The 26874-nt window shown below is 74.5% G+C and carries 24 protein-coding genes; 9 read left to right on the top strand and 15 right to left on the bottom strand.

All coding sequences use genetic code 11. The features are described 5' to 3' along the window. Positions 1-876 (bottom strand): tRNA pseudouridine(38-40) synthase TruA, encoded by an 876-nt coding sequence (gene truA / locus C1N80_RS07285; protein WP_137770161.1) that lies wholly within the window; start codon positions 874-876, stop codon positions 1-3. Between the two features lie 114 nt (positions 877-990). Here truA and purD point away from each other — a divergent pair, with 114 nt between their 5' ends. Together purD and C1N80_RS07275 are read left to right on the top strand one after the other, a co-directional pair. Further along, a complete protein-coding gene (gene purD / locus C1N80_RS07280; RefSeq protein WP_137770160.1) occupies positions 991-2283 on the top strand; it encodes a phosphoribosylamine--glycine ligase in 1293 nt (430 codons plus the stop codon). After that, a complete protein-coding gene (locus tag C1N80_RS07275; RefSeq protein WP_137770159.1) occupies positions 2280-3185 on the top strand; it encodes a phosphoribosylaminoimidazolesuccinocarboxamide synthase in 906 nt (301 codons plus the stop codon). Before purD ends, C1N80_RS07275 begins: the two co-directional genes overlap by 4 nt. A gap of 28 nt (positions 3186-3213) precedes the next feature. Here the strand turns inward: C1N80_RS07275 and C1N80_RS07270 are convergent, their stop codons facing one another. Beyond that, a complete protein-coding gene (locus tag C1N80_RS07270) occupies positions 3214-3942 on the bottom strand; it encodes an MBL fold metallo-hydrolase (protein WP_137770158.1) in 729 nt (242 codons plus the stop codon). Positions 3943-4154: 212 nt separating this feature from the next. Here C1N80_RS07270 and purS point away from each other — a divergent pair, with 212 nt between their 5' ends. After that, positions 4155-4406, top strand: a complete 252-nt coding sequence (gene purS, locus C1N80_RS07265; protein WP_137770157.1) for a phosphoribosylformylglycinamidine synthase subunit PurS — start codon at positions 4155-4157, stop codon at positions 4404-4406. Next, on the top strand, positions 4406-5131 hold the full coding sequence (purQ, locus tag C1N80_RS07260) for a phosphoribosylformylglycinamidine synthase subunit PurQ (RefSeq protein ID WP_137770156.1): 726 nt from the start codon (positions 4406-4408) through the stop codon (positions 5129-5131). Before purS ends, purQ begins: the two co-directional genes overlap by 1 nt. Positions 5132-5233: 102 nt before the next feature. On the opposite strand, the gene C1N80_RS07255 is transcribed toward purQ, so the two are convergent. Together C1N80_RS07255 and C1N80_RS07250 are read right to left on the bottom strand one after the other, a co-directional pair. After that, positions 5234-6493: a class I SAM-dependent methyltransferase gene (locus C1N80_RS07255; protein ID WP_137770155.1), complete on the bottom strand. Its 1260-nt coding sequence runs from the start codon at positions 6491-6493 to the stop codon at positions 5234-5236. After that, positions 6490-7542: a pirin family protein gene (locus tag C1N80_RS07250; RefSeq protein WP_137770154.1), complete on the bottom strand. Its 1053-nt coding sequence runs from the start codon at positions 7540-7542 to the stop codon at positions 6490-6492. The genes C1N80_RS07255 and C1N80_RS07250 overlap by 4 nt, the downstream gene beginning before the upstream one ends. A gap of 39 nt (positions 7543-7581) precedes the next feature. On the opposite strand from C1N80_RS07250, the gene C1N80_RS07245 reads away from it, so the two are divergent. Continuing rightward, complete coding sequence (locus C1N80_RS07245) at positions 7582-8718, top strand: serine hydrolase (RefSeq protein WP_137770153.1); 1137 nt, start codon at positions 7582-7584, stop codon at positions 8716-8718. A gap of 105 nt (positions 8719-8823) precedes the next feature. Next, positions 8824-9789, top strand: coding sequence for a nucleoside hydrolase (locus C1N80_RS07240; RefSeq protein WP_137770152.1), 966 nt, complete (start codon positions 8824-8826; stop codon positions 9787-9789). 22 nt (positions 9790-9811) lie between these two features. Here the strand turns inward: C1N80_RS07240 and C1N80_RS07235 are convergent, their stop codons facing one another. Genes C1N80_RS07235 through C1N80_RS07225 form a run of 3 tightly spaced genes read right to left on the bottom strand, consistent with a single transcriptional unit; the run spans position 9812 to position 13406 of the window. Further along, positions 9812-10726: a MaoC/PaaZ C-terminal domain-containing protein gene (locus C1N80_RS07235; RefSeq protein WP_137770151.1), complete on the bottom strand. Its 915-nt coding sequence runs from the start codon at positions 10724-10726 to the stop codon at positions 9812-9814. Further along, positions 10723-12063: a 3-oxoacyl-ACP reductase gene (locus C1N80_RS07230; protein ID WP_137770150.1), complete on the bottom strand. Its 1341-nt coding sequence runs from the start codon at positions 12061-12063 to the stop codon at positions 10723-10725. Before C1N80_RS07230 ends, C1N80_RS07235 begins: the two co-directional genes overlap by 4 nt. A gap of 29 nt (positions 12064-12092) precedes the next feature. Beyond that, positions 12093-13406, bottom strand: coding sequence for an acetyl-CoA C-acetyltransferase (locus C1N80_RS07225; RefSeq protein ID WP_137770149.1), 1314 nt, complete (start codon positions 13404-13406; stop codon positions 12093-12095). Positions 13407-13576: 170 nt separating this feature from the next. On the opposite strand from C1N80_RS07225, the gene C1N80_RS07220 reads away from it, so the two are divergent. The 3 genes from C1N80_RS07220 (at position 13577) to purL (ending at position 18793) form a co-directional block, all read left to right on the top strand. Then, positions 13577-14203, top strand: a complete 627-nt coding sequence (locus C1N80_RS07220) for a TetR/AcrR family transcriptional regulator (RefSeq protein ID WP_137770148.1) — start codon at positions 13577-13579, stop codon at positions 14201-14203. Further along, a complete protein-coding gene (locus C1N80_RS07215) occupies positions 14200-16365 on the top strand; it encodes an acyl-CoA dehydrogenase (RefSeq protein ID WP_137770147.1) in 2166 nt (721 codons plus the stop codon). Before C1N80_RS07220 ends, C1N80_RS07215 begins: the two co-directional genes overlap by 4 nt. Before the next feature lie 100 nt (positions 16366-16465). Next, positions 16466-18793: a phosphoribosylformylglycinamidine synthase subunit PurL gene (purL, locus tag C1N80_RS07210; RefSeq protein ID WP_137770146.1), complete on the top strand. Its 2328-nt coding sequence runs from the start codon at positions 16466-16468 to the stop codon at positions 18791-18793. A gap of 66 nt (positions 18794-18859) precedes the next feature. On the opposite strand, the gene C1N80_RS07205 is transcribed toward purL, so the two are convergent. From C1N80_RS07205 to infA, 8 genes are all read right to left on the bottom strand, one after another. Next, positions 18860-21223, bottom strand: coding sequence for a polysaccharide pyruvyl transferase family protein (locus C1N80_RS07205; RefSeq protein ID WP_137770145.1), 2364 nt, complete (start codon positions 21221-21223; stop codon positions 18860-18862). Between the two features lie 34 nt (positions 21224-21257). Further along, the gene (locus C1N80_RS07200; protein WP_137770144.1) at positions 21258-23375 is read right to left on the bottom strand and encodes an S-layer homology domain-containing protein; all 2118 of its coding nucleotides are present in this window, start codon (positions 23373-23375) and stop codon (positions 21258-21260) included. Between the two features lie 258 nt (positions 23376-23633). Further along, positions 23634-24104, bottom strand: coding sequence for a 50S ribosomal protein L17 (gene rplQ / locus C1N80_RS07195; protein ID WP_137770143.1), 471 nt, complete (start codon positions 24102-24104; stop codon positions 23634-23636). A gap of 29 nt (positions 24105-24133) precedes the next feature. Further along, positions 24134-25129, bottom strand: a complete 996-nt coding sequence (locus tag C1N80_RS07190) for a DNA-directed RNA polymerase subunit alpha (RefSeq protein ID WP_137770142.1) — start codon at positions 25127-25129, stop codon at positions 24134-24136. 182 nt (positions 25130-25311) lie between these two features. Beyond that, positions 25312-25716 carry a 30S ribosomal protein S11 gene (gene rpsK / locus C1N80_RS07185; protein WP_137770141.1) on the bottom strand — a complete coding sequence of 135 codons (405 nt, stop codon included), beginning with the start codon at positions 25714-25716 and terminating at the stop codon, positions 25312-25314. 113 nt (positions 25717-25829) lie between these two features. Next, on the bottom strand, positions 25830-26204 hold the full coding sequence (gene rpsM, locus C1N80_RS07180; protein WP_137770140.1) for a 30S ribosomal protein S13: 375 nt from the start codon (positions 26202-26204) through the stop codon (positions 25830-25832). Between the two features lie 190 nt (positions 26205-26394). Beyond that, the gene (gene rpmJ / locus C1N80_RS07175; RefSeq protein WP_010532506.1) at positions 26395-26508 is read right to left on the bottom strand and encodes a 50S ribosomal protein L36; all 114 of its coding nucleotides are present in this window, start codon (positions 26506-26508) and stop codon (positions 26395-26397) included. A gap of 21 nt (positions 26509-26529) precedes the next feature. Next, on the bottom strand, positions 26530-26751 hold the full coding sequence (infA, locus tag C1N80_RS07170; RefSeq protein WP_010532507.1) for a translation initiation factor IF-1: 222 nt from the start codon (positions 26749-26751) through the stop codon (positions 26530-26532). Positions 26752-26874: the final 123 nt, after the last annotated feature.

Raw genomic sequence — 26874 nt, 5'->3', positions numbered from 1 at the left:
TCAGCCCCGGAGGGTCCGCGCCCGTCGCGCCTGCTCGGCGAGGCCGTCGTCCGGCGGGTACTCGATGTCCTCGAGGGTGAGGCCCTGGGGCGGGCACAGGCTCGCGGCGCCCGCCTCGCCGCGCCGGCCGGCCTCGCGGGTGCGGGCGGCGAGCACCGCCGCGGGCCAGCCCTCCCCCTGGCGGCCCTCCCCCACGGGCAGCAGTGTCCCCACGAGCGAGCGGACCATGTGGTGGCAGAAGGCGTCGGCCCGCACGGTCGCGACGACGAGCCCCGCATCGGCGAAGCCGGGGCCCGGGCGCTCCCAGCGCAGCAGCTCGAGGGTGCGCGTGGTGCTCGCCCCCTCGCGGGGCCGGCAGAAGGAGAGGAAGTCGTGCTCGCCGAGCAGCACCTCGCTCGCCCGGTCCATGGCCTCCACGTCGAGGGGCCGACGGTGGCGCAGCACGTCCCGGCGCAGCGGGTCGTGCACGGACGGGGAGTCGGAGATCCGGTAGCGGTAGGTGCGGCGCAGCGCGCCGAAGCGGGCGTCGAACGCGTCCGGGACGACCCGTGCGGTGTGGACGACGACGTCCGCCGGCAGGACGCCCGCGAGCCGGGTCACGAGGGCCGCGGCGGGGTCCCGGTCGGAGCGGCCCGGCAGCCCCGCGAGGACCTGCTCACCGAGGTCGAGGTGGCACACCTGCCCTCGGGCGTGGACGCCGGTGTCGGTGCGACCGGCGACGGTGACGGCGACCGGGGTGCGCGTCACCTGGGCGAGCGCGGCCTCGAGCTCCCCCTGCACGGTGCGCAGGCCCGGCTGGACGGCCCAGCCGTGGAAGTCGCTGCCGTCGTAGGAGAGGTCGAGCCGCAGGCGGCGGGTGGGGTCGGGCTCCGGCATACGGGCGATCGTAGCGGCGAGCGGTCCGCCCCTCCTCGTGCCCGCCCCGGGCCGCGCCCTCCGCAGTGCGGGCACCTCCGCGGGAGGTGGACGGCCGTCGGTACGCTGGCCCGCGTGAAGATCCTCGTCATCGGCTCCGGTGGTCGCGAGCACGCGATCGTGCGCCGCCTCGCCGCCGATTCCCCCGCCCCCGAGCTCCACGCCGCCCCCGGCAATCCCGGGATCGCCGCGCTCGCGACCTGCCACGACGTCTCCGTCGACGACCTCGACGGCCAGGTGGCGCTCGCGCAGGAAGTCTCCCCCGACCTCGTCGTCGTCGGCCCCGAGGCCCCGCTCGTCGCGGGCGCCGCCGACAGGCTCCGCGCGGCGGGCCTGACGGTCTTCGGCCCCTCCCAGGAGGCCGCACGGCTCGAGGGCTCCAAGACCTGGGCGAAGGAGATCATGGACGCCGCGCGCGTCCCCACGGCCATGGCGGTCACCGCGACCACGGGGGACGAGGTGCTCCCCGCGCTGGACCGCGTGAACCCGCTGCGGGACGTGCCCTTCGTCGTGAAGGCCGACGGCCTCGCCGCCGGCAAGGGCGTCGTCGTCACCCCGGACATCGAGCACGCGATCGCCCACGGCCGCGCCGTGATCGGCGCCGGCGGCTCCGTCGTCGTCGAGGAGTACCTCGACGGCCCCGAGGTCTCCCTGTTCTGCGTGAGCGACGGCACCCGCGTCGTCCCGCTCGCCCCCGCCCAGGACTTCAAGCGCGCGCTCGACGGCGACGAGGGCCCCAACACCGGCGGCATGGGCGCCTACTCCCCGCTCCCCTGGGCCCCCGCCGGTCTCGTCGAGGAGATCGTCGAGAAGGTCGCCCAGCCCACGATCGACGAGCTCGCCGCACGCGGCATCCCCTTCGTGGGCGTGCTCTACTGCGGCCTCGCGCTCACCGCCCGCGGCGTGCGCGTGGTCGAGTTCAACGCCCGCTTCGGCGACCCGGAGACCCAGGTGGTCCTCGAGCGGCTCACCTCGCCGCTCGGACCGCTGCTGCTCGCCGCCGCCCGGGGTGACCTCACCACCGCCGGCGAGCTCACCTGGAGCGACGATGCCGCGGTGACCGTGGTGATCGCCTCCGCCGGCTACCCGCGGAAGAACCGCACCGGTGACGTGGTCACCGGGATCGAGCAGGCCGAGGCCACCGGGGCCCACGTGATCCACTCCGGGACCGCCCTCGACGCCGACGGGGACCTCGTGAGCGCCGGCGGCCGGGTGCTGTGCGTCGTGGGCCGCGGCCGGAACCTCTCGGCCGCCCGCGCCGCCGCCCTCGCCGGGGTCGACGCGATCGGCCTCGAGGGCTCCCACCACCGCACCGACATCGCCGCCGAGGCCGCCGGGTCCGAGTCCCGGAGCGGGGGCCGCGCATGAGCACCGCGCTGATCGAGGCGCCCGAGCTCGAGGGCTGGGACCACGCCGTCACCGGCAAGGTGCGCGAGCTGTACGTGCCCGCCGGGGAGGACGTGAGCACCGCCCAGGAGGTGCTCGTCCTCGCCACGGACCGGATCAGCGCCTACGACCACTCCCTGCAGCCGGGGATCCCGGACAAGGGCCGCCTGCTCACCGGGATCAGCCTGTTCTGGTTCGAGCAGCTCGCCGATCTCCTCCCCCACCACGTGCTCTCCGCGACCGACGTCCCGGAGCAGGTCGCCGGGCGCGCGCTGCGCTGCCGGGGCCTGGACATGGTGCCGCTGGAGTGCATCGCCCGCGGCTATCTCACGGGCTCCGGCCTCGCCGACTACCGCGCGGGCGGCTCCGTGGGCGGGCACGTGCTGCCCGCGGGCCTGCGCGAGGCCTCCCGCCTGGACCCGGCGATCTTCACGCCGTCCACGAAGGCGGGCCCCGGCGAGCACGACGAGAACATCACCGTCGCGGAGGCGGGCGACCGCCTCGGCGAGGAGCTCGTCGCGGAGCTCGGCAGCCTGACCCTCGCGGTCTACGAGCGGGCCCGCTCGCTCGCCGCGGAGCGCGGCATCCTGCTCGCGGACACGAAGCTCGAGTTCGGCCGCTCCCGCACCGACGGCGCCCTGACCCTCGGCGACGAGGTGCTCACCCCGGACTCCTCGCGGTTCTGGTCCGCGGAGTCCTACCGCGAGGGCGCCGCGCAGCCGAGCCTGGACAAGCAGTACGTGCGCGACTGGCTCACCTCCCGCGCCTCCGGCTGGCACAAGGGCTCCTCGACGCCGCCGCCGGAGCTCCCGGCGGAGGTCGTCGAGCAGACCCGCGCGCGTTACGTCGAGGCCTACGAGCGGCTCACCGGCACGAGCTTCTGAGCCGGGCGGGACCCGCCCCGGGCTGCGCTCAGAGCTCGACCTCGCCGTCCACGCCCCAGTCGCGCACCTCGGTGCCGGCGGGGGCGAGGGCGGCGGACTGCCGCAGGAAGATCGGGCGACCCAGCTCGCTCGCGACCGCCTCGTGGACGGGCAGGGCGAGCACGGGACGCACCTCGCGGAGGAACTCGATCGTCTCGCTCATCTTCGACCAGGGGGCGACGACGGCGAAGGCGAGCACGTCGATGCCGTGGAACTCGGGGACCGGTTCGAGGGAGTCGCCCGTGATCCCCAGGCGGGGCCCCTCACCGGCACGCAGCACCAGGCCGCAGTTGCCCACGCGCGGGATGTCCGGGTGGATGATCGCGTGCCGGCCGCCCACCGCCTCGATCCGCAGCTTCGGCTCCCCGGCCGCGGCCGGGAACACGTGCGCGGCCCCCGCGGCGAGCGAGAGGGTGCGCCCCCGCGGCACGGCGGGCCCCTCCCCCATCGGCCCCGCGTCCGCCTGCTCGAGCAGCGTCGCGGTCTCCGGCTCCGCGACGACCACGGCGTCGGGGCTCGCGGCGAGCACCTCGGCGAGCAGCGCGCGGGAGACGTGATCGGTGTGCTGGTGGGTGATCGCGACGACGTCGATCGCGGAGAGGACCTCGGGGCCGAGCGCGCGCACGGCCTCGGCGCTGAAGGCGCCCGGGTCCACGAGGACGCGGCGGCCCCCGAGCTCGACGAGCAGGCACGAGTGGACGAGATGGCGGATGCGCATGGCGGGACCTCCTGGCGGGGCGGGCGCTGACGCACAGCACGGTACGCCGCCCGCCCGGGACCCGCGGCGGGGCGGCGGATGCCCGGCGGCGGGCGCCCGGGCACCGCGGGCCCCGCAGTCGATACGATGGGCCCTGCAGACGCTCGCGGCCGCTCCCTCCGGGGCCGCCCCGGGCCCTCGCCCACCCAGCGCCGTCCCCCAGGAGAACGCCCATGCCACGCGTCGTGGTCCACGTCATGCCGAAGCCGGAGATCCTCGACCCGCAGGGGAAGGCCGTCGCCGCCGCCCTGCCCCGCCTCGGCTTCGAGGGGATCGCCTCCGTGCGCCAGGGCAAGCGGTTCGAGCTCGAGGTGGAGGGCGAGGCGACCGAGGAGGTCCTCGCGACCCTCCGCGAGGCCGCCTCGACGCTGCTGTCCAACCCGGTGATCGAGGACGTCGTCGCCCTCGAGGTCGAGGACGCCTGATGCGCATCGGCGTGGTGACCTTCCCGGGCACCCTCGACGACCGGGACGCCCTGCGGGCCGTGCGCCTCGCGGGCGGCGAGCCCGTCTCCCTGTGGCACGGCGACGACGACCTCCAGGCCGTCGACGCGGTCGTGCTGCCGGGCGGCTTCTCCTACGGCGACTACCTCCGCGCGGGCGCGATCAGCGGCTTCGCCCCGGTGATGGGCAAGCTCGTGGACGCCGCGAAGGGCGGGCTGCCCGTGCTCGGCATCTGCAACGGCTTCCAGATCCTCTGCGAGACCCACCTGCTGCCCGGCGCGATGATCAAGAACGCGCACCGCTCGTTCCTGTGCCGCGACCAGCCCCTGCGGATCGAGAACAACCGCACCGCGTGGACCACGGAGTACGCGGAGGGCCAGGTCATCCGCGTGCCGCTGAAGAACCAGGACGGCCAGTACGTGGCCGACGACCGCACCCTCGCGCAGCTCGAGGACGAGGGCCGCGTCGTGTTCCGCTACGTCGCGGGCGCGACCCACGGCCCGGCGGGCTTCGAGGCGAACCCCAACGGCTCGCGCCACGACATCGCCGGCATCACCAACGAGGCGGGCAACGTCGTGGGGCTCATGCCGCACCCCGAGCACGCGGTCGAGGCGGGCTTCGGCCCGGACCAGCCGGGCGAGGGCACCCGCACCGGGACCGACGGGCTGGGCCTGTTCACCTCGGTGCTGCGCAGCCTGGTGGCCTGACGGGCCGCACGGCTCCTGCCGCCGAGAGGCGCGCTCCGACCTCCGGGTCGGGGCGCGCCTCTCGCGTTCCCGGGCTGGTCGACCCGGGGCCCGTCGGGCCGCTCAGCGGCGGCGGGCGCTCAGCACCGTGAAGCGACGGTCCCGGGCGCGCTCGCGCACCGCGCCGATCCGTCGCGCGAGCTCCGCGCGGTAGCGCAGGGAGGAGTTGTGGACGAGCCACAGCTCCCCACCGGGGCGCAGCACCCTCGCGGCGGCGTCGAGCAGGTCCTGCACGAGCGTCGCGTCGACCGCGGTGCCGTCGTGGAAGGGCGGGTTCAGCACCACGAGATCCACGCCGCCCACGCCGCCCGGCGCGGCGGCGCCCGGCCCGTCCTCGTCCCCGAGGAGGTCGTCGAGCTCCGCCGCTGCCTCGGCCTCCTCGCGGGTGCGCTCGAGGGCGTCCTCCCAGACGACGTCGACCCCGTCGCGGTCCAGGCCGTTCGCGGCGAGGGTCGCGCGGGTGGAGAGCACGGCGTCCGCGTCGTCGTCGCTGCCGCGCACCCGCGCCCCGGGCAGCGCCGCGGCGAGGTACGCGGTGAGCAGCCCGTTGCCGCTGCCGAGGTCGATCGCGGAGCGGATCCCCTCCGTGCCCCGGCGGAGGTGCTCGTCGAGGGCGCCCAGCAGGAGCAGGCTGCCGGCGTCCGCCGCGGCGCCGCCGAACACCCCGCCGTGCGCGCGCAGCGCGAGGGCGCGCCGCTCCCCGAGCACGGCGACCTCGGCGCCGCCCTCCTGGGCCCGCGGCGCCGGGGCGTCCTCCCGGACCCCGCTCGCGATCAGCGCGCGGGACTTGCCGACCCCGCGGCCGCCCCGCACCTCGGTGAAGGCACGGGCGAGCACCTCGTTCTGGCTGCGGGTCATGTGCTTGACGCGGCCGCCGGCGACGAGCGTGTGCTCCCGCGCGCCGTCCCCGGAGCGGGCGCCGGCGAGCGCGAGGGCGGTGTCCTCGAGGGCGCGGAGCGACTTGGGCAGGCGCGCGAGCACCGTCAGGCATCCCTCCCCCGCGGCGGCGGCCTCGGCGAGCGGGGCGGGCTCGGCGCCCTCCTCGCCGGCCGTGGCGAGGACCAGGCGGCCGCTCGCGAGCGCATCGGCGAAGCGTGCGGCGAGCGACGTGGTGAGGGCGCGGGAGGAGGCGCGGGTGATCACGCGGCCGTCCTCGTGCTCGGCCATGGTCGTGAGGGCGAAGGCGGTGAGCGCGCCGGTCGCGTCGTCCAGGACGAGGACGTCGCAGGGGCAGCCGATGCCCTCCTCCTCGGCGGCGGCGATGATCGCGCGGTCCGTCTGGTCGGGGGCGGGCGCCGGGTCGTGCGGCGTGCTGGTGGTCATGCGGGGTGCTCCTCGGGGTGGCCCACGCGGCCGCGGGTGCGCAGCCGTCCGTGGGGAAGGGCGGGGGCGGGCAGGGCCGCCGGGGTGTGCGGGGCGAAGGGGCCGAACTGCTCGGCGTCGGCGGCGAGGCCGGCGCGCTCGCGGGTCAGCGGGTCCACGGCGGTGCCGTCGGGTCCGTCCTCGACGCCGATCTCGACCTGGTAGCGGGCGCGGAAGGCGGCGATCTCCTCGTGGGTGCGGCCCACGAAGTTCCACCACATGAGGATCTCCTCGCCGAGCGGCTCCCCGCCGAGCAGCAGGACCCGCAGGTCCTCGCCCTCCGTGGCGGTGAGGGTGAGGGAGGAGGCGCCGTCGGGCAGGACGTTCAGCTCCCGCGGGGCCGCGGTCGTGGATCGCTCTCCCGCCTCGAGGCGGGCCGTGCCGCGGTCCACGAGCAGTCCGTGCTCGTGGGACGGGTCGAGGTCCATGCTCGCGCTCGTCCCGGCGGCGAGGTCGATCTGGGCGAGGAGGAGGGCGGTGTCGGTCGTGACGGGGCTCGCGTCGGCGAGCACGGCGCCGCCCGCGCGGAGGGTGAGGGCGCCGAGGCCCACCCGCATCCGGGCGGGGCCGCCCGCCTGCTCCGCGGGGGTGGCGACGAGGAACTCGCGCTCGCGGAAGCGGCGGGCGTCGGGCAGCGCGTACCAGAGCTGGACGCCGTGCAGCACGGTCGTGTCCGGGCTCGAGAACTCCGAGTGGGTGATGCCGGCACCCGCGACCATGAGGTCCAGGTCGCCGGGGCGCACGAGGGCGTGGCTGCCGAGGGCGTCGCGGTGCACGATCGCGCCGTCGAACAGCCAGGAGACGGTCGCGAGCCCGGTGTGCGGGTGGCGGGGCACGCGCATCCCGCCGGAGGCCTCGACGTCGTCGGGGCCGAAGTGGTCCACGAAGCACCAGGCGCCGATGAGGGAGGTGGCGCGGGCCGGGAGGGTGCGGTGCACGGTCATCGCTCGCGGGCCTCCCAGCGGGACCTCGCGCGGCGCAAGCAGCAGGAAGTCCTCGAACGCGCTCATGCCCGCGAGTCTACGGGCGCGCCTGCGTAGGCTGGCGGCATGCCGACCCCCGCGGCCCCGTCCCCCGGCTCCTCCCGCTCCGCCGAGTCCGTGCTCGAGGACGCCGTGCGGCGCGGTGTGGTGCCGGGTGGCATCGTCGCCCGCGGCCGCGATCCGCGACCGGTGCCCGTCGGCGTCCACGGGATACGCGGGGCCGACGGGACCCCGTGGCGCGGCGACGAGATCGTGCGCATCCAGTCCATGTCCAAGGCGATCCTCGCGGTCGCCGCGCTGCGCCTCGTGGAGCACGGCGCGCTGGCGCTGGACTCCCCGGTCGCGCCCTGGATGCCGGAGCTCGCGGCGCCGCGGGTGCTGCGCCGCCCCGACGCCCCGCTGACGGACACGGTCGCGACCGACGCCCCGCTCACCCTGCGCCACCTGCTGACCTGCACCTCGGGCTACGGCATGGCGCTCACGCCGTCCCCGCTGCAGGACGCGATGCGGGAGGCGGGCCTCGAGGCGGGCGCGCTGCCCTGGCCGATGGACGCGGACGTCTTCGTCGGCGCCCTCGCCGCGCTGCCGCTCGTCGGGCAGCCCGGTGCGCGCTGGCGCTACCACCACTCCTTCTCCCTGCTCGGGGTGCTGATCTCCCGCGTGACCGGGACGAGCACCGGGGAGCACCTGCGCACGGACCTGCTCGACCCGCTCGGCATGGTCGACACCGCGCACCGCGTCCCCGCCGGGCAGGAGCACCGCCTGCCGCCCGCCCTCGGTGAGGAGGACAGCGCGCTCGTGGAGCGCGAGCCGGCCGGGGGCGGCCCGCTCACCGGTCCCGCCCCGCACGACGTGAGCCACGAGGAGCTCGTCTCGACCGCGGCGGACTACCTGCGCTTCCTCACCGCGCTCCGGGACGGTGCCCTGCTCACGCCCGCGCACCTCGCGCTCATGACGAGCGACCAGGTACCCGCCGCGGCGAAGGACCCGGACGGCTTCTTCCCCGGGTTCTGGGAGACGACCGGCTGGGGCATGGGGGTGTGCACGGTGACCGCCGGTGCGCACCGGGGCCGCTGGGGATGGTCCGGCGGCTACGGCACGGACGTCTTCGTGGACCCCGACGGCTCCGTGGGCCTGCTGCTCACCCAGCTCGAGATGGGTGAGCGGATCGGCTCGCTGCTCGAGGCATTCCAGAAGAGCTGAGTCGAGCTGAGTCGAGCCGGTCGGGCGCCGCGCACGGGGTCGTCGTCCTCGACCTTCCGCGGATGGGCCATGGGGCGATCATGCCGCAGCCCGTAGGCTCCCGCCATGACGCTCCCCCTCCTGGTCGACTGCGACACCGGCATCGACGACGCGATCGCCCTGACCTACCTCGCCTGCCGGGAGGACGTGGAGGTGGCCGGGATCGTCTCGACCGGCGGCAACGTGCCCGTGGAGGCCGTGCACCGCAACAACCTCGTGCTCACGGGCCTGCTGGGGCTCGAGGTTCCCGTCTCGCGTGGGGCGGGGGCCCCGCTCGTGGAGCCGCCCATGTACGCGGAGGACACCCACGGGCCGACGGGCCTCGGCCATGCGGTGCTGCCGGAGCCGGAGCGGGAGGAGGATCCCCGCGCGGGCGCGCAGCTGTGGGTGGACCTCGCCCGGGAGCGTCCCGGCGAGCTCGAGGGCCTCGTGCTGGGCCCGCACACGAACCTCGCCCTCGCGCTCGAGATCGAGCCGGAGCTGCCGCGGCTGCTGCGACGCCTGCACATCATGGGCGGGGCGATTCATCACCGCGGGAACACGGGACCCACGAGCGAGTGGAACGTGGCCGTGGACCCGGAGGCCGCGCAGCGCGTGCTCGCCGCCTTCTCCGGCGTCCCGCGGCGACCGGTGCTCGGCTCCCTCGAGGCGACCGAGGCGGTGCGCTTCGAGCCCGCGACCCTCGAGGCGGTCGAGGCGATCGCGAGCGGCACGGGGCACCCGGTCGCGCAGATCATCGCGGACGCCCTGCGCTTCTACTTCGCCTTCCACGAGTCCGACGGCTTCGGCTGGATGGCCCACGTGCACGACCCGATCGTCGCGATCCACGCCGTGACCGGCGGCTTCGCCTCGACCTCCCCGCTCGCCGTGGACGTCGAGCTCGCGGGGACGCTCACCCGCGGGCAGACGGTCGGCGACGTGCTGGGCCGCTGGGGCCGCGAGCCGAACGTCGACGTGCTGCGCGAGGTGCAGGCGGAGGCCTTCGTGGAGCATCTGCTCTCGACGCTCCGCGAGGGCCTCTCCCGCGACTGACCCGCCCTCAGCCGACCCGGACTCAGCCGAGCGGCGTCACCGCGACCTCGAAGCAGCGGCGGTCGGGCTTCCCGTCCCGCCCGGGTCGCCAGCCCACGCAGGTGGTCGAGCCGTCGGCCCGGTCCTCGTAGGAGACGAGCACCGTGCCGGGCAACGTGACGGGGGCGTCGAACTCGACGTCCCAGCGCAGCGGCCGCGAGAGGTCCGGCCGGGCCTCGGTGAGCGCCCGCGCGGCGGTGTACATGCCGTGCGCGATCGCCTTCGGGAACCCGAAGGCGCGGGCGGTCAGGCCGCTCATGTGGATGGGGTTCGCGTCCCCGGAGACCGCGGCGTAGCGGCGGCCGGTGTCCGCTCCGAGGGACCAGCGGCCGGTGGGGCGGGGCGCGACGAACTCGCGGCGCCGCGAGGGGGAATCCGCCCCCGTGCCCTCCGCGGCGGGGCTGTCGCCCTTGGCGAGGTAGGTGGAGACGTCCGTCGCGATGATCGCGCCGTCCTGGTCCAGCACCGTCGCGACCGCCTCGAAGGTCCAGCCCTTGCGGTGCGGGCGCAGGTCCCGCACCCGGCACTCGACGTCGACCGTCTCCCCCACGTTCACGCTGCGGTGCTGGAGCAGCTGGTTGCGCAGGTGCACCACGCCCAGCAGCGGGAAGGGGAACTCGTCCCGCGCCATGAGCGCGAGCGAGACGGGGAAGGCGAGGATGTGCAGCACCGCGGGGTGGACGAGGTCCGTCGCGGCGCCGCCCAGCAGGTGGTCCACGTCCCGGGCCCGCTCCGCGTCGATCCGCACCCCGCGCACGCGGTAGGCGAGCGCGGGCAGCCGGGGAGTCCCGCGGCGGGAGCGGCGCGCGCGGGACGGCGTGAGCGCCGCCGCGTACACCGCGGGGAAGGACGGGACGTCCCGGAGGTCCTTGATCGTCTCGGCGGTCACGGGTCTCACCGCCCCACGATGTTCTGGCCGCACACGCGCAGCGTCTGGCCGTGGATGCCGCCGGCCTCGTCGGAGGCGAGGAAGGCGATCGCCTCGGCGACGTCCACGGGGAGCCCGCCCTGGCGCAGCGAGCTCACGCGCCGCGCGAGCTCGCGGTTCAGCGGGGGCATCCGGGCGGTCATCTCGGTCTCGATGAAGCCGGGCGCGACCGCGTTCGCCGTCCCGCCGAGCTCCCGGAGCCGCTCGGCGAGCGCGGCGACGAAGGCCATGACGCCGGCCTTCGAGGTCGCGTAGTTGGTCTGCCCGGCGTTGCCGGCGATGCCGCTCGTCGAGGCGAGGGACACGACGCGGGGCTGCGGGCCGAGCGCGTCCCCGGCCGCGATCAGCGCCTCCATGAGCGTGATCTGGCTCGTGATGTTCACCGCGAGCACGCTGTCCCAGCGGTCCGGCGTCATGTTCGCGAACATCTTGTCGCGGGTGATGCCGGCGTTGAGGACCACGCCGTCGAGCACGAGTCCCCGCTCGCGCAGCTGGGCGACGAGCCGCTCGCCGGCGCCCGCGGAGGTCACGTCGAGCTGCACGGGCACGGCCCGCAGCTCGTTCGCGAGGCGCGCGAGCTCGGTGCCCGCGCCGGGCACGTCCAGGAGCACGAGACGGGCGCCGTCGGCGGCGAGGGTCCGCGCGATCGCCGCGCCGATGCCGCGAGCGGCGCCGGTGACGAGCACGGTGCGCTCGGCGAAGGGGCGCGAGCGGTCCGCCGGGGCGGAGCCCTCGGCGCCGTCCACGGTGAGGATCTGGCCGTCGACGTAGGCGCTGCGGGCGGAGAGCAGGAAACGCAGGGCGCCCAGCACGCTCGGGGCGTCCAGGGGCACGCCGTCGGCGACCTGCACGCCGTTCGCCGTGCCGCCGCCGCGCATCTCGTGGGCGAGGGAGCGCAGCCAGCCCTCGACGCCGCCGCGGGCGGCGTCCCGGGCGGGGTCCTCCCCCGTCGCGGGACGGGAGAGGGAGACGACGCGCGCGCCCGGGGCGAGGGAGCGCATGGCCCCGGCGAGCGGGAGCAGGATCTCGCCCAGCTCCGCGGGGGCGGCGACCTCGTCGAGGACGGCGACCACGGAGCCGACGGTGCGCAGCTCGTCGAAGCGGCGGCGGACGTCGACGCCCTCGGCGAGCAGCAGGGAGGTGATGGCGTCGGCCCCGGCCGAGCGGCCGAGCACGACGACGGGGCCGAGCACGGGCTCGGGGCGGTCCTCGCGGCGCAGCAGGCGGGAGGGGCGCGGGAGCCCCAGCTGCTTGGCGATGGTCCTTCCCGGCGCGGAGCGGACGAAGCGGGTGTAGCCGTCGGTCATGGTGACCTCGGTTCTCCTTCCCGTCGCGCTCAGGCGACGGACTCGATGAGGGCCACGGTGCCCTGGCCGGCGGCCGCGCAGATCGACACGAGGCCGCGCTGCACGGTCCCGGTCTCGACGTGGCGGGCGTGGAGGTGCTTGGCGAGGCTCGCGATGATGCGGCCGCCGGTCGCCGCGAAGGGGTGCCCGGCGGCGAGCGAGGAGCCCAGCGGGTTGAGCTTCGTGCGGTCGATCGCGCCGAGCGCGCCGTCGCGGCCCAGGCGCTCGCGGCAGAACTCCTCGGACTCCCAGGCCTTGAGGGTCGCGAGCACGGTCGCCGCGAAGGCCTCGTGGATCTCGTAGACGTCGAGGTCCTGGAGGGTCAGGCCGTTCGCGTCGAGCAGCTCGGGGACGGCGTAGGCGGGGGCCATGAGGAGACCCTCGTCGCCGTGCACGAAGTCGACCGCGGCGGAGCGGGCGTCGATCACGCGGGCGAGCGGGGTGAGGCCGCGCTCGGCGGCGAACTCGGCGCTGCCCAGCAGCACCGCGGAGGCGCCGTCGGTGAGCGGGGTCGAGTTGCCGGCGGTCATCGTGGGCTCGGCGACCTGGGGGCTCTTCACGCCGAAGACGGGCTTGAGGCCGGCGAGCTTCTCGAGGGTCGAGTCCGCGCGCAGGTTCTGGTCGCGGGAGAGACCGCGGTAGCCGGTGACGAGGTCGTCGTGGAAGCCGGCGTCGTAGGAGGCGGCGAGGTGCTGGTGCGAGGCGAGCGCGAGCTCGTCCTGCGCCTCGCGGGTGATGCCCCACTGCGCGGCGGTGAGGGCCATGTGCTCGCCCATCGAGAGCCCGGTGCGGGGCTCGCCGTTGCGCGGGGGCACGGGGGCGAGGTCCGCGGGGCGGATCGCGGCGAGGGCCTTGAGGCGGTCGGCGGTGCTGCGGGCGGCGCTCGCGCGGTGGAGGATGCGGCGCAGGCGGGCGGAGACCTCGATCGGGGCGTCGGAGGTGGAGTCGACGCCCGCGGCGATCGCGGAGTCGATCTGGCCCAGGCGGATCCGGTTGGAGACGTGGACGACGGCCTCGAGGCCGGTCGCGCAGGCCTTGGAGAGATCGATCGCAGGGGTGCGGGGGTCCAGCGGGGTGCCCAGCGCGCTCTCGCGGGTGAGGTTGAGGTCCCCGGCGAGCTTGAGCACGGCGCCGCCGGCGACCTCGCCGAGGCGCGCGCCCTGGAGGCCGTAGCGGGCGATGAGGCCGTCGAGCGCGGCGGTGAGCAGGTCCTGGTTCGAGATCCCGGCGTAGGGGCCGTTCGCGCGGGCGAAGGGGAGGCGGTTGCCGCCGAGGATCAGGGCGTCGCGGGGGCTGGAGTTCACGGTGCACCTCGTTGTGGTCGCGGGTCGGGGTCGGTCCGTCGTCGCCGGGCTCCCGCGGGTGGCGGGAGTCCGGCGGTCGTGGGCGGCGCCGGTGTCGGCAGAGGATCCGTGGCGATCGATCGCCCGTGACCCTTTACATAGAACCGACGGTACTTGATACCCTACGTACCGTGAATGCGACGACGCAAGCCCCCCTCGACGGCCGCTCGGCCCGCTGGGCCCAGCACCGCGAGCAGCGGCGGGCCGAGCTGCTCGACGTGGCCCGCCACCTCATCCACGACCGCGGCCCCGACGTGACGATGGAGGACATCGCCGCGGCCTCCGGGACCTCCAAGTCGATCGTCTACCGGTACTTCTCGGACAAGGCGCAGCTCCAGCAGGAGCTCGGCCGCTCCATCCTCGCCACGATGCACCGCCGCCTCCTCCAGGAGCTGCAGGACCTCGAGGCGGACGGCGCGACCCCCGGCGCACCGGAGCGGATCCACGCCATGATCCGCGCCTACGTCGAGACCGCCGAGCGCTCCCCCGGCGTGTACCGCTTCATCATCCGGCCCAGCGACGGACTGAACCACTTCCTGGACAGCGTCTCCCGCCTCATCGCCACGTTCCTCCCCGACTCCGTGCCCGCCCCGCAGATGTGGGCCCACGGGGCGGTGGGCTTCGTCGAGGGAGCGGTCGACGCCTGGATGACGCAGCAGGAGACCCACGCCTCCGACCCGACCACACCCCCACCGCTCGACGCCGACGACGTCGTCACCCACCTCACCAGCTGGCTCATGAAGGGACTGCACCCGTGAACACCACCGACACGACCCCCGAGACCGTCACCTCATCCACCGCGCACGCGCGCACCGCGACCCCCACCGGTCCGCTGCCCGTCCCGCCCGCCGGCGGCCCCCGCCTCGACGTCGAGGCCGTCTCCGCGGCGCTCCTGGGGCGCTGGGCGGAGGTCCGCCGGGAGGCCCGCGAGCGCGCCGCCCGACCCGAGCTGCACCGCCCCGTCGACGCGACCGTCGCCGAGCACCGCGAGCGGGTCTTCGCCCAGCTGCAGACCCTCGCCGACGAGGGCGTCGCCCGCCAGATGCTCCCCGAGTCCCTCGGCGGCCCCAACGACAACGGCGCCAACGTCGCCGCCTTCGAGGAGCTCGTCGTCGCGGACCCGTCCCTCCAGATCAAGTCCGGCGTGCAGTGGGGCCTGTTCACCTCCGCGATCCTCCAGCTCGGCACCGAGGAGCACCACCGCGCCTGGATCCCCGGCGCGATGAGCCTCGAGACCCCCGGCGCCTTCGCCATGACCGAGATCGGCCACGGCTCCGACGTCCAGTCCCTCGCGACCACCGCGACCTACGACCCCGAGACCGACGAGTGGGTCATCCACACGCCGTTCCGCGCCGCCTGGAAGGACTATCTCGGCAACGCCGCCGTCCACGCGCGCGCCGCGACCGTCTTCGCGCGTCTCGTCACGCGCGGCGTCGACCACGGCGTCCACTGCTTCTACGTGCCCGTGCGCGACGCCGAGGGGAACCTCCTGCCGGGTGTCTCGAGCGAGGACGACGGCGAGAAGGGCGGCCTGAACGGCATCGACAACGGCCGTCTCGCCTTCGACCACGTCCGCGTGCCGCGCACGAACCTGCTGAACCGCTACGGCGACGTCGACGCGGACGGCGTCTACTCCTCCCCCATCGACTCCCCCGGGCGCCGCTTCTTCACGATGATCGGCACCCTCGTGCAGGGCCGCGTCTCCCTCGACGGCGCCTCCAACCGCGCGAGCCAGCTCGCCCTCACGATCGCGCTCACCTACGCCTCCCAGCGCCGGCAGTTCTCCGCCGCGGACCCGTCCCGCGAGACGGTCCTGCTGGACTACCAGGCGCACCTGCACCGCCTGCTGCCCAAGCTCGCCGCGACCTACGCGGGCGCCTTCGCGCACGAGCAGCTGCTGCAGGCCTTCGACGACGTCTTCTCCGGCCGCGGCGACACCCCCGAGGCCCGCGAGGACCTCGAGACCCTCGCCGCCGCGCTCAAGCCGACCTCGACCCGGCTCGCCCTGGACACCCTCCAGGAGTGCCGCGAGGCCTGCGGCGGCGCCGGTTTCATGGGCGAGAACCAGCTCGTGGGCCTGCACCAGGACCTCGACGTCTACGCGACCTTCGAGGGAGACAACACGATCCTCCTGCAGCTCGTCGCCAAGCGCCTGCTCGCGGACTACACCTCCGAGCTCAAGAGCGTGGACCGCGCGGGGATCGGCCGCTTCATCGCCCAGCGCGCGGAGACCCTCGCCCGCCGCCACACCCCCTGGACCGAGCTCGCCCAGGGCATCGGCGACCGCGGCAACCCGCGCCGCGCCTTCGACTCGATGCGCCAGGCGGACTTCCAGGAGGAGATGCTCGCCGGCCGCGCCCGGATCAAGGTCGAGGAGGTCGCGCTCGCGCTGCGGCCCGCGGGCAGGATGTCCCCCGAGGACGCCGCCGCGCACGTCAACAAGCACCAGGTCGAGATGCTCGACGCGGCCCGTGCCCATGCGGACCTCGTACGCTGGCGCGCCTTCACCGACGGGATCGAGGCGATCGACAGCGAGGGCTCCCGCGCCGTGCTCACCGAGGTCCGCGACCTCTTCGGGCTCACCGTCATCGGGGACGATCTCGCCTGGTTCCTGCTCAACGGCCTCATCTCCACCCAGCGCGGCCGGCAGATCGCCGCGGACCAGCGCCGGCTGCTGTGGCGACTGCGCCCGCACGTGCTCGACCTGGTCGCCGCCTTCGACGTGCGCCCCGGCCACGTCCGGGCCCCGATCGCCCTCGGCGGGGAGAAGGAGCGGCAGGACGAGGCCGCCGCGTACTTCCGTGCACAGCGGGCCAGCGCGGACGCCCCCGTGAGCGAGAAGGTCCTGCGTGACCAGGAGCGTCGCCGCCAGAAGGCGGCCCGCGGGGCGGGCGCATCCGCCCGCGGCGCCCGGCGCTGAGCGACCCGGCCCCGGGAGCGGGCGCCGACGTAGGATGGGGCGGGCCGGTCACGACCGGCCCGCCCCCTCTGTCGCCGCCACGAAACGGATCCGACCGCGCATGACCGCCTCCGCCCCCACCCCGTCGGCCCCGCAGCCCGGCACCGAGATCGACACCGTCGAGGACGCCGCGGGCACCCCGGAGCAGGCCCAGCCCTTCGCCGAGCTCGGCCTCAAGGAGGACGAGTACGCCTCGATCCGCGAGATCCTGGGCCGCCGCCCCACCAACGCCGAGCTCGCCATGTACTCCGTCATGTGGTCCGAGCACTGCTCCTACAAGTCCTCCAAGATCCACCTCAAGACCTTCGGCGACCACATCACGGAGGAGATGCGCGAGCACCTCCTGGTGGGCATCGGCGAGAACGCCGGCGTCGTCGACATCGGCGACGGCTGGGCGGTGACCTTCAAGGTCGAGTCCCACAACCACCCCTCCTACGTCGAGCCCCATCAGGGCGCCGCGACCGGCGTGGGCGGCATCGTCCGCGACATCATCGCCATGGGCGCGCGCCCCGTCGCCGTCATGGACCAGCTGCGCTTCGGCGCGATCGACCACCCGGACACCGCACGCGTGGTGCACGGCGTCGTCTCCGGCGTGGGCGGCTACGGCAACTCCCTGGGCCTGCCGAACATCGGCGGCGAGACCGTCTTCGACGCGGCCTACCAGACCAACCCGCTCGTCAACGCGCTCGCAGTGGGCGTCATGCGCCACGAGGACATCCACCTCGCCTCCGCGACCGGCACCGGGAACAAGGTCGTGCTCTTCGGGGCGCGCACCGGCGGCGACGGAATCGGCGGCGCCTCGATCCTCGCCTCGGAGACCTTCGACGAGGGAGGCCCCGTCAAGCGCCCGAGCGTCCAGGTGGGCGACCCCTTCATGGAGAAGGTGCTCATCGAGTGCTGCCTCGAGCTCTTCCACGGCGGCGTGGTCGAGGGCATCCAGGACCTCGGCGCCGCGGGCATCTCCTGCGCCACGAGCGAGCTCGCCTCCAACGGCGGCTCCGGCATGCACGTGGACCTCGAGACCGTGCTGCTGCGCGACCCGACCCTCACCGTGGGCGAGATCCTCATGAGCGAGTCGCAGGAGCGCATGATGGCGGTGGTGACGCCGGAGAACCTCGAGCGCTTCCTCGCGATCACCGAGAAGTGGGACGTCGAGACCGCCGTGATCGGCGAGGTGACCGGCGACGGCCGCCTCACGATCGACCACCACGGCCGGCGCATCGTCGACGTGGACCCGGTGACGGTCGCCCACGGCGGCCCCACCTACGACCGCCCCTACGCGCGCCCCGACTGGCAGGACGCCCTCCAGGCCGACCGGGCCGAGGACCTCCCCCGTCCCGAGGGCGCCGAGCAGCTCGCCGCGACCCTGCGCGAGCTCGTGGCCTCCCCGAACCTCGCCTCCGCCGCCTGGGTCACCGATCAGTACGACCGCTACGTGGGCGGCCAGACCGCACTCGCCATGCCGGACGACGCCGGCGTGCTCCGCGTGGACGAGACCACGCACCGCGGCGTCGCCATCGCGACCGACGCGAACGGCCGCTACACGAAGCTCGACCCCCGCACCGGCGCCCAGCTCGCCCTCGCGGAGGCCTACCGGAACGTGGCCACCGTGGGCGCGCGCCCGCTCGCCGTCACCGACTGCCTGAACTTCGGCTCCCCGGAGGACCCGGGCCCCATGTGGCAGCTCGTCGAGGCGATCGGCGGGCTCGCCGAGGCCTGCGAGACGCTCGGCGTCCCCGTCACCGGCGGCAACGTCTCCCTCTACAACTCCACCGGAGAGCCCGGGCGACTCGACTCCGCGATCCACCCGACCCCGGTCGTCGGCGTGCTCGGCGTGCTCGACGACGTCACCCGCCGCACCCCCTCGGGCTGGCACGAGGACGGCCTCGCCTTGCTGCTGCTCGGCACCACCCGCGAGGAGCTCTCCGGCTCGGCCTGGGCGCAGGTCGCCCACGACCACCTCGGCGGTCTGCCCCCGCAGGTGGACCTCGAGGCGGAGCGCGCGCTGGGCCGCGTGCTCATCGCCGCGCGGGACGCCTCGCTCGCCACCGCGGCGCACGACCTCTCCGAGGGCGGCCTCGCGCAGGCGCTCGTGGAGTCCGTGACGCGCTTCGGCACGGGCGTGCAGGTCGATCCCGCCGCGCTGCTCGAGCGGGACGGCGTGGACCTGTTCTCCGCACTGTTCTCCGAGTCGCAGGCCCGTGCGATCGTCGCCGTCCCCGCGGCGCGCGAGCAGGAGCTGACCGGCCTCGCCGCGGAGCACGGTGTGCCCGTGCTGCGCCTCGGCACCACCGGCGGCACCGCCCTCGAGCTCGAGGGCGTCGGCTCCTTCGAGGCGGCCGAGCTGCGGGAGCTGCGCGAGGGCACGCTGCCCCGCCACTTCGGCTGAGCGCCCCGCCCACGACGACGGGCCCTGCCCGGGAGGAGCCCTCCCGGGCGGGGCCCGACGCGCTGCTCAGCGCTCGCGCCGCCCCCGCAGCCGTCGCACCGCGCGCGCCCCGAGGCTCAGGGCGTCCAGCCGCGCGACCTTCTCGCGCACCTCGGCGAGCTCCTCACGCGTGGCCCGGAGCTCCTCGTGCAGCGAGTGCAGCTCCTCGACGAGGCGGTCCTCGCTGCGCTGCAGCATCGTGCCCGTGCTGTGCGTGAGGTAGAGCGGCAGGCCCAGGCCGTGGTCCCGCGTCCAGGAGCGCAGGTGCCGCTCGCGCAGCACCGCGTCGAAGGCGACGTGCTCGTCCCGGCGGGTCGTGATCGAGTTGCCGCCCGACCCCGTGGCCCGGGGCCGCTGCCGCCAGTGCGCGAGCGGCCGCTCGAGGAAGCCGACCTCCGCGCGCTCGAGCAGCGCGAGGTGGAAGGCGTAGTCCCCCACCACGGGCAGCGACTCGTCGAAGAGCCCCACGGCCTCGTGGATCGCGCGGCGGTGCAGCATGGCGATCGGCGTGTGGCGGTTGATCTCGAGGTAGTCCACGAGGCGCACCCCGGTCACCTCCGGCCAGGAGACGTGCACGCCGTCCTCCACGAAACCGTCCTCCGTCTCGTGCTCGTGGACGACGAGCGTGCGCACCACCACCGCGTCCCGCGCGGGGTGCTCCGCGAGGTGCGCGGCGGCCTCCTGGAGGAAGGTCGGGTGCCAGGTGTCGTCGTCGTCGTGGACGGCGATCAGCGGGGCGGAGGTCGCGGTGAGCCCGGCGTTGCTCGCGGCCTCCATGCCCTCGGAGGCGGTGCGGTGCACGACGGCGAGGCGACCGGCGGCCTCCTCGCGGTGGCGGTCGAGGACGGCATCCACCGCGGCGGCGTCGCCGGCGTCGTCCACGACCAGCAGCTCCCAGTCCTGCCGGCTCTGGCCGAGCACGTCCTGCACGGCGCGGTCGAGCATCAGCGGGCGCCGCTGCGTGCGCATGACGATCGAGACCTCGGGCGGCACGGCTCGGGGACGACCCCGGTGCAGCGGGGGCACGAACGGGGCGAGGGAGGCCTCGAGCTCCGCGGGCCAGCGGGCCTCCCGCGGCAGGCCCGCGCCGCGCGGGTCCGGGAGCCCGGCGGCGTCGTCGGCACCGCGCAGCACGGCGTCGATCCGGTCCCACCACTCCTCGGCGGCGGCGAGGACGGGCCCGCGGGCCGCCTCGAGCCGCTCACGCTCGGCCTCGCGGCCGGCCACGAGGGCGTCGAGCACCGGCTCGACCAGGGCGGAGGGGGCGCGCGCGGCAGGGTCCCAGAGCGCCGCCAGCGGCACCGTCCCGCCGCCCACGCCCATGTTCGCGAGCGCCCCGTCCATGCGGGAGGCGCCGTAGCGGTTCAGCGGCAGGGCGAGGACCCCCGCTCCCCCGAGGGCGCCGAGCACCACGGGGTGGAAGCGCGTGGAGACCACCCAGGCGGCCCGCTGCGTGCGGGCGACGGCCGCCGTGTCCGTCTCGATCGGCAGCACGCGGGCGGGGACGGTGAGCAGGGCGGCGAGCTCCTCGTGGATCGCGAGGTCGGCGCCGCCGGTGTCGGGATCGGCCATGTGGGGCAGCAGCTCGACGTCGGCGCAGGTGCGCGCGGCGAGGCCGTCGACCACGGCGGCGAGCACCCGCACGTAGTCCTCCCGCGGGAAGGGATCGCCGTCGGCCCCGAGCGTCACGGAGAGGGCGCCGGTCCCGTCCCCGGGGGCGGAGCCCTCCGTGCCCGCGGGGCCGACGGAGCCGGCGGGACCGGCGGGGCCGTCGGGATCGGAGCCGTTGACGGGGACGAGCCCGATCGCGTCGTCGAGGGTGTGGAGGATCGCCGGGTGCTCCGGGGCGATCTGCCGGGCGAGGCGCACGCTGTGCGCGTCCCGCAGCCCCACGAGCGTGCACAGGTCCAGCAGCTCCCGGATGCGGTCACGGTCCTGCGGGGTGAGCTCGGGGCCCAGGCTCTGGCCGCTCAGCACGACCGGCAGGCCGAGCGAGCGGGCCACCAGGGCGGTCGCGAGGCGCTCATCGAGCAGCCAGCCGTAGCGGGAGGTGAGCGCACCGCCGCCGCCGATCACGAGGGCGTCCGCCTCCCGCAGGCGGTCCACGAAGGCGTGGAGCTTGTCGCCGCGCGGCAGGGCGCCCACGTCACCGTCGAGGACCCGCCGGATCTCCCCCAGGTAGGCGGCGCGGCGCTCGAGCTCCCAGGGGAAGACGAGCGCGGGGAACGACGGGTCGGGCCGCTCCCTCGCCGGGCCGAACTTCTCGAGGCGGCTGATGCGCAGCACCTCGTGACCCCGCTCGCGCAGGCGCCGGGCCGATGCGCTCGCGATCGCCTCGTCCCCCACGTGGTAGACGGTCTGGTCCACATCGCACAGCAGGGCGACCTTCACGCGGGGTGCTCCTTCCGGCGGGCGTGCCTGGTGGTCACAGCCCGCGATGGTCCATCCAGCGGATCATGAACGCCGCCATCGCGTCGCGGGCGATGGGCAGCGTGGGACGGAAGGTCCCGTCGCTCCAGCCGGTGGTGATCTTCGTCGAGGCGAGCCACGTGATCTCCCGGGCGAACTGGTGGTTCGCCGGCACGTCGCGGAACCCGCTGGTCGTCCCCGTGGAGGGACTCCCCGAAGCACGGTACAGGAAGGCGGCGACGGCTCCCCGCTGCACGGATGCCGTGGGCCGGAAGGTGCCGTCCGGCCAGCCCTCGACGATGCCCTGCGCATGAGCCCAGCAGATCTCCTCGTAGTACATCGTGGAGGAGCTCATGTCCCGGAAGGGCGACCGCGCGGGCGGGGTCGAGGCGGGCGCGCCGAGCGCCCGGTGCACGAAGACGACCATCGCGTCGCGGTGGATGTCCGCGAGCGGGCGGTAGGTGCCGTCGGGCCAGCCGGTGGTGATGCCGCGTGCGGCGAGGGCGTCGATCTCCGGGAAGTACATGTGCTGCCCGGTGACGTCGCGGAACCGGTTCTTCAGGAACACGGCCTCCTCGCCGCTGCCCACAGCCTGTCCCGCCGCGAAGCCCTGCAGGGTCCGGCCTCCCTCGCGGCGGGGGTTCCCGAGCGGTCGTCCCCAGGAAGCGCTCCACTGGCGGGAGACCTCGCTGCGCCAGCCCGTCGCGGTCGCCGCTCCGCGACCGCTGAGCACGAGCCCGGAGGTGAGGACGGTCGCCTCGAGGTCCCCGGCGATGTGGGCGCTCCGGACGACGGTGCCGAGCGCCTCCCCACCGCCGGCCCGGGAGAAGGCGCCGAGATGCTTGCGCCAGCCGCCGTCGATCCTCCGCTGCGCCGCGTCGCGGATGCTCTCGAGCTTCCCGTAGAGGTTCCTGCCGGGGCACTCGGTGGCGTTGACGTCCCGGTGCCCCATGACGACCTTCAGCTCGTGGGTGCCGATCGGGTAGTTCGTGTCCGGGGTGGTGACGTCCCAGGTCCCGGTCGCATGGGTCGAGGTGGTGAAGGTGCTCAGCAGCTTCCAGCCGACGAGGCGGGTGATCGCGTCCTGCGCCGCGGAGGGCACGGAGGCGACGTCGTAGTCGCCGAGCAGCGAGATGCCGAAGGAGCCCGTGTTGTAGCCGCGGGCGTGCGCGCCGACGATGTTGCGGTGCAGGCCGCCGCCCCGCCCCTCGAACACCTGCCCGTACTTGTCCACGAGCATGTTGTAGCCGAGGTCCGCCCAGCCCAGGGTGCGCGTGTGATAGCTCAGGATCCCCCGGATCAGCTGGGGGGAGTCCTGGGCGGAATAGGCGTTGGACCCGGCCGTGTGGTGGACGACGACGGCCTTCAGACGATCGGCGGCGCTCGTGGAGCGCACGAGAGACTCGTCCGCTCCCCAGGCGGCGCGGGAGACGAACGCCGGCGCCCCGGGCATCGGCGGCGTCGCCGGGTTCGTCACCGCCGCGGCGCGCAGCATGGGCCGGTCCTCGAGGCCCAGGCTCACCGAGGGGCCGCTGTCGCTGCCGACCTCGGCGTCCGCCTCGAGCGGGGAGGTGGTCAGCAGGTGGGCGGTGAGCTCGTCCGCGACGTCCTCGCCGTCCCGCTCGGCGCAGATCTGCACGCCGGTCACGGGCCCGAGCCAGCCGGCCTCGGTGGCGGGGACCTCGTCGCCGGTGCTCGGATCGGTCGCGGGGTCCAGCGCGTGCCAGTCCGTCCAGCCGCCGCCCGCGAGACGGCCGCGCACCGTCACGGCCGGCGCCTCTCGTCCCTCCTCCCAGCGCACACCGACCATCGTCGCGGTGTGCTCGGGCAGGTCACGGGCGGGCACCCCCGCGGCGTCGGCGCCTCCCGCGTCCGACGCCCCGGCGCTCGCACCGCCCACGTCGACCGGGTCGGTGCCCGCGAGGGGCACATCGACGATCCGGGTCTCGCCGCCGGTCACGGCCGGGTCCGCATGGGCGGGAGGGGCGGTCGTCCCCACGGCGAGGGCGGCGCCGGTCGCGGGGAGTCCGAGGGCGGTGAGGGCGAGCAGGCGGCGCCGACTCGGTCCCGTCCGCCGGTCACGGGGCGGATCGTGCGGGGCGGGGGCGTCGTGGTGGCGGGTCGGCTCGAGCATGCGCTGCTCCGATGCAGGAGGGGGGACGGGACACGGAGAGCCGGCCGAGGCCCTCCCCCACACCGTAGGCCGGTCCCGTCGCCGAATCCCTGGACACGTGCCATCGGGAGCGGATCGTTGCCCGACCGCGACCTGCCTCCCAGGATCACTCGCGGCGCCCGATCAGCTCCCGGCGCCCGACCGTCCCCAGGTCTCCGGACGGCGAGAGGCCCCGCCGAGCGATGCTCGACGGGGCCTCTGCGCGTGGCGCGAGGGGGCTCAGGCCTCCTCGGTCGCCTCCGGGGTGGTCTCCTCGGTCGCGGCGGGGGCCTCGGTGGCGTTCGCCTTCGCGGCGCCCTCGGCCTCCTTCACCACGGCCTGCTTCGGGGAGTACTCCTCCTGCACCAGCTCGATGACCGCCATGGGGGCGTTGTCGCCCTTGCGCGGACCGATCTTGGTGATGCGGGTGTAGCCGCCGGGACGCTCGGTGAACGTCGGGGCGATCTCCTCGAAGAGCGAGTAGACGACGCCCTTGTCGCGGATGGTGCGCATCACGCGACGACGGGAGGCGAGATCGCCCTTCTTGGCGTGGGTGACGAGACGCTCGGCGTACGGGCGCAGGCGCTTCGCACGGGACTCGGTCGTCGTGATCGCCTTGTGCCGGAACAGCTCGGTGGCGAGGTTGGCGAGGATCATCCGCTCGTGCGCGGGGGACCCTCCGAGGCGCGCGCCCTTGGTGGGAGCAGGCATGGTCGTTCTCCTAGAGGTTCAGATGAAGGTCAGTACTGGTCGCCGAAGTCGTCGGAGTAGGAGTCCAGGGCGGACGGGTCGAACCCGGCCGGGGAATCCTTCAGCGACAGACCGAGGTCGGCGAGCTTCGCCTTGACCTCGTCGATGGACTTCTGCCCGAAGTTGCGGATGTCGAGCAGGTCCGCCTCGCTGCGAGCGGTGAGCTCGCCGACGGTGTGCACACCCTCGCGCATGAGGCAGTTGTACGACCGCACGGTGAGGTTGAGGTCGTTGATCGGCAGCGCCAGATCGGCGGCCAGGGCCTGGTCCGTCGGGGACGGGCCGATGTCGATGCCCTCGGCCTCCTGGTTCAGCTCGTGCGCCAGACCGAACAGCTCGACCAGGGTCTTGCCGGCGGAGGCGACGGCGTCGCGCGGGGAGATGGCGGGCTTCGTCTCGACGTCGACGATGAGCTTGTCGAAGTCGGTGCGCTGCTCGACACGGGTGGCCTCGACCTTGTAGGTCACCTTCAGGACGGGCGAGTAGATCGAGTCGACCGGCACACGGCCGATCTCCCCGTCGAGGGACTTGTTCTGAGCGGCGGAGACGTAGCCACGGCCGCGCTCGACGATCAGCTCGACCTCGAGACGGCCCTTCTGGCTGAGGGTCGCGATGTGGAGGTCGGGGTTGTGGATCTCCACGCCGGCGGGCGGGGTGATGTCGGCCGCGGTCACCGGGCCCTCCTCCTCCTTGCGGAGGTACATCACGACGGGCTCGTCGTTCTCCGAGGAGACGACGAGGTTCTTGATGTTGAGGATGATCTCGGTGACGTCCTCGCGCACACCGGCGATGGTGCTGAACTCGTGCAGCACGCCGTCGATGCGGATCGAGGTGACCGCGGCACCGGGGATCGAGGAGAGCAGGGTGCGGCGCAGCGAGTTGCCGAGCGTGTAGCCGAAGCCCGGCTCGAGCGGCTCGATGACGAACCGGGAGCGGTACTCCGACACGACCTCTTCGGTCAGCGTGGGGCGCTGTGCAATGAGCACTGTGGGTCCTTTCCGTGAGCGTCCGCCATATGACGCTCAGAAGGGGGCGATGGTCTGAGAAGGGTGGTGGTCCAACAGGTGCGGCGGAGGTGGGCGGACGCCCGGACGCACCGGTGCCGGCCGCAGGCCGCGAACCGGGAGCACGGATGCTCCGCGGGATCACGGCTCACGGCCGACGAGGCTCAGACGCGGCGACGCTTCGCCGGACGGGTGCCGTTGTGCGCCTGCGGGGTGACGTCCTGGATCGAGCCGACCTCGAGGCCGGTCGCGGTGAGCGAGCGGATCGCGGTCTCGCGGCCGGAGCCCGGGCCCTTCACGAAGACGTCGACCTTCTTCAGGCCGTGCTCCTGGGCGCGGCGCGCGGCGGCCTCGGCGGCCATCTGCGCGGCGTAGGGGGTGGACTTGCGCGAGCCCTTGAAGCCGACCTGGCCGGCGGAGGCCCAGGAGATCACAGCACCGGTCGGGTCGGTGATCGACACGATGGTGTTGTTGAAGGTGCTCTTGATGTGGGCCTGGCCGTTGACGACGTTCTTCTTGTCCTTGCGGCGCGGCTTGCGCGCGGCGGCCTGGCGGGTCTTGGTTGCCATGCGGCGGAACTCCTCTGGTGGGTATCGGGTGCGCCGGATCCCTCAGCGGCGCGAAGTGTGTGCGGGGCTGCGCCGGAGCGCGGGCACCGGCATCACCACGGCGGTGCCGTGGGTCAGCGGGCCTTCTTCTTGCCCGCGACGGTGCGCTTGGGGCCCTTGCGGGTACGGGCGTTGGTCTTGGTGCGCTGACCGCGCACCGGAAGGCCGCGGCGGTGACGCAGGCCCTCGTAGCTCCCGATCTCCACCTTGCGGCGGATGTCGGCGGCGACCTCGCGGCGGAGGTCACCCTCGACCCGGTAGTTCGCCTCGATGTGGTCGCGCAGCTTGACGAGCTCGTCGTCGCTCAGATCGCGCACTCGCGTGTCACCGGAGACCCCGGTGGCGGCGAGGGTCTCGAGCGCACGGGTGCGCCCCACGCCGAAGATGTACGTCAGGGCGACCTCGAGGCGCTTCTCGCGCGGAAGGTCGACTCCCACCAGACGTGCCATGTGCAGTTTCTCCTTGTTCCTTCGGAGGCCTGATCCGACATCTCGCCGACGGGCTGCTCCCGTGGCGCCGCAGCCTCCGACTGCGGGTGACCGGCCGAGGCCGGTGATGTCGACTCTTCATTTGTGTGTGCCGCTCGATGGCGGCGGGGTCACGGCAGGACCGTGGCTGCGGGGCCCGGAGGCCCCGGGATCAGCCCTGGCGCTGCTTGTGACGCGGGTTCGAGCAGATCACCATGACGCGCGAGTGGCGACGAATCACCTTGCAGTTGTCACAGATCGGCTTGACGCTCGGCTTGACCTTCATGTCTTCCTTCTCCCAGGACGATCACTTGTAGCGGTAGACGATGCGGCCCCGGTCGAGGTCGTAGGGGCTCAGCTCGACGACCACGCGGTCCTCGGGAAGGATGCGGATGTAGTGCTGGCGCATCTTCCCGGAGATGTGCGCGAGCACCTTGTGCCCGTTGTCGAGCTCGACGCGGAAGCGCGCGTTCGCGAGCGCCTCCGTGACCGTGCCCTCGACCTCGATCACGCCGTCCTTCTTGGCCATGCCTCCCCAATCTCTCACCCCCGGTCGCCCGGTGGCTGAGTTCCGCATTCGGTGTCCGCCGTCCCCTGCCGCCTGACGGCGGTACGGTGGACGACGCAGGCTGCTCAGCACCCGGGCCGACCG

Source organism: Brachybacterium sp. SGAir0954 (assembly GCF_005490785.1).
GTDB lineage: Bacteria > Actinomycetota > Actinomycetes > Actinomycetales > Dermabacteraceae > Brachybacterium > Brachybacterium rhamnosum.
The sequence above is the reverse complement of the archived record's forward strand: the minus strand, read 5'-3'. Positions and strand labels throughout refer to the sequence as shown.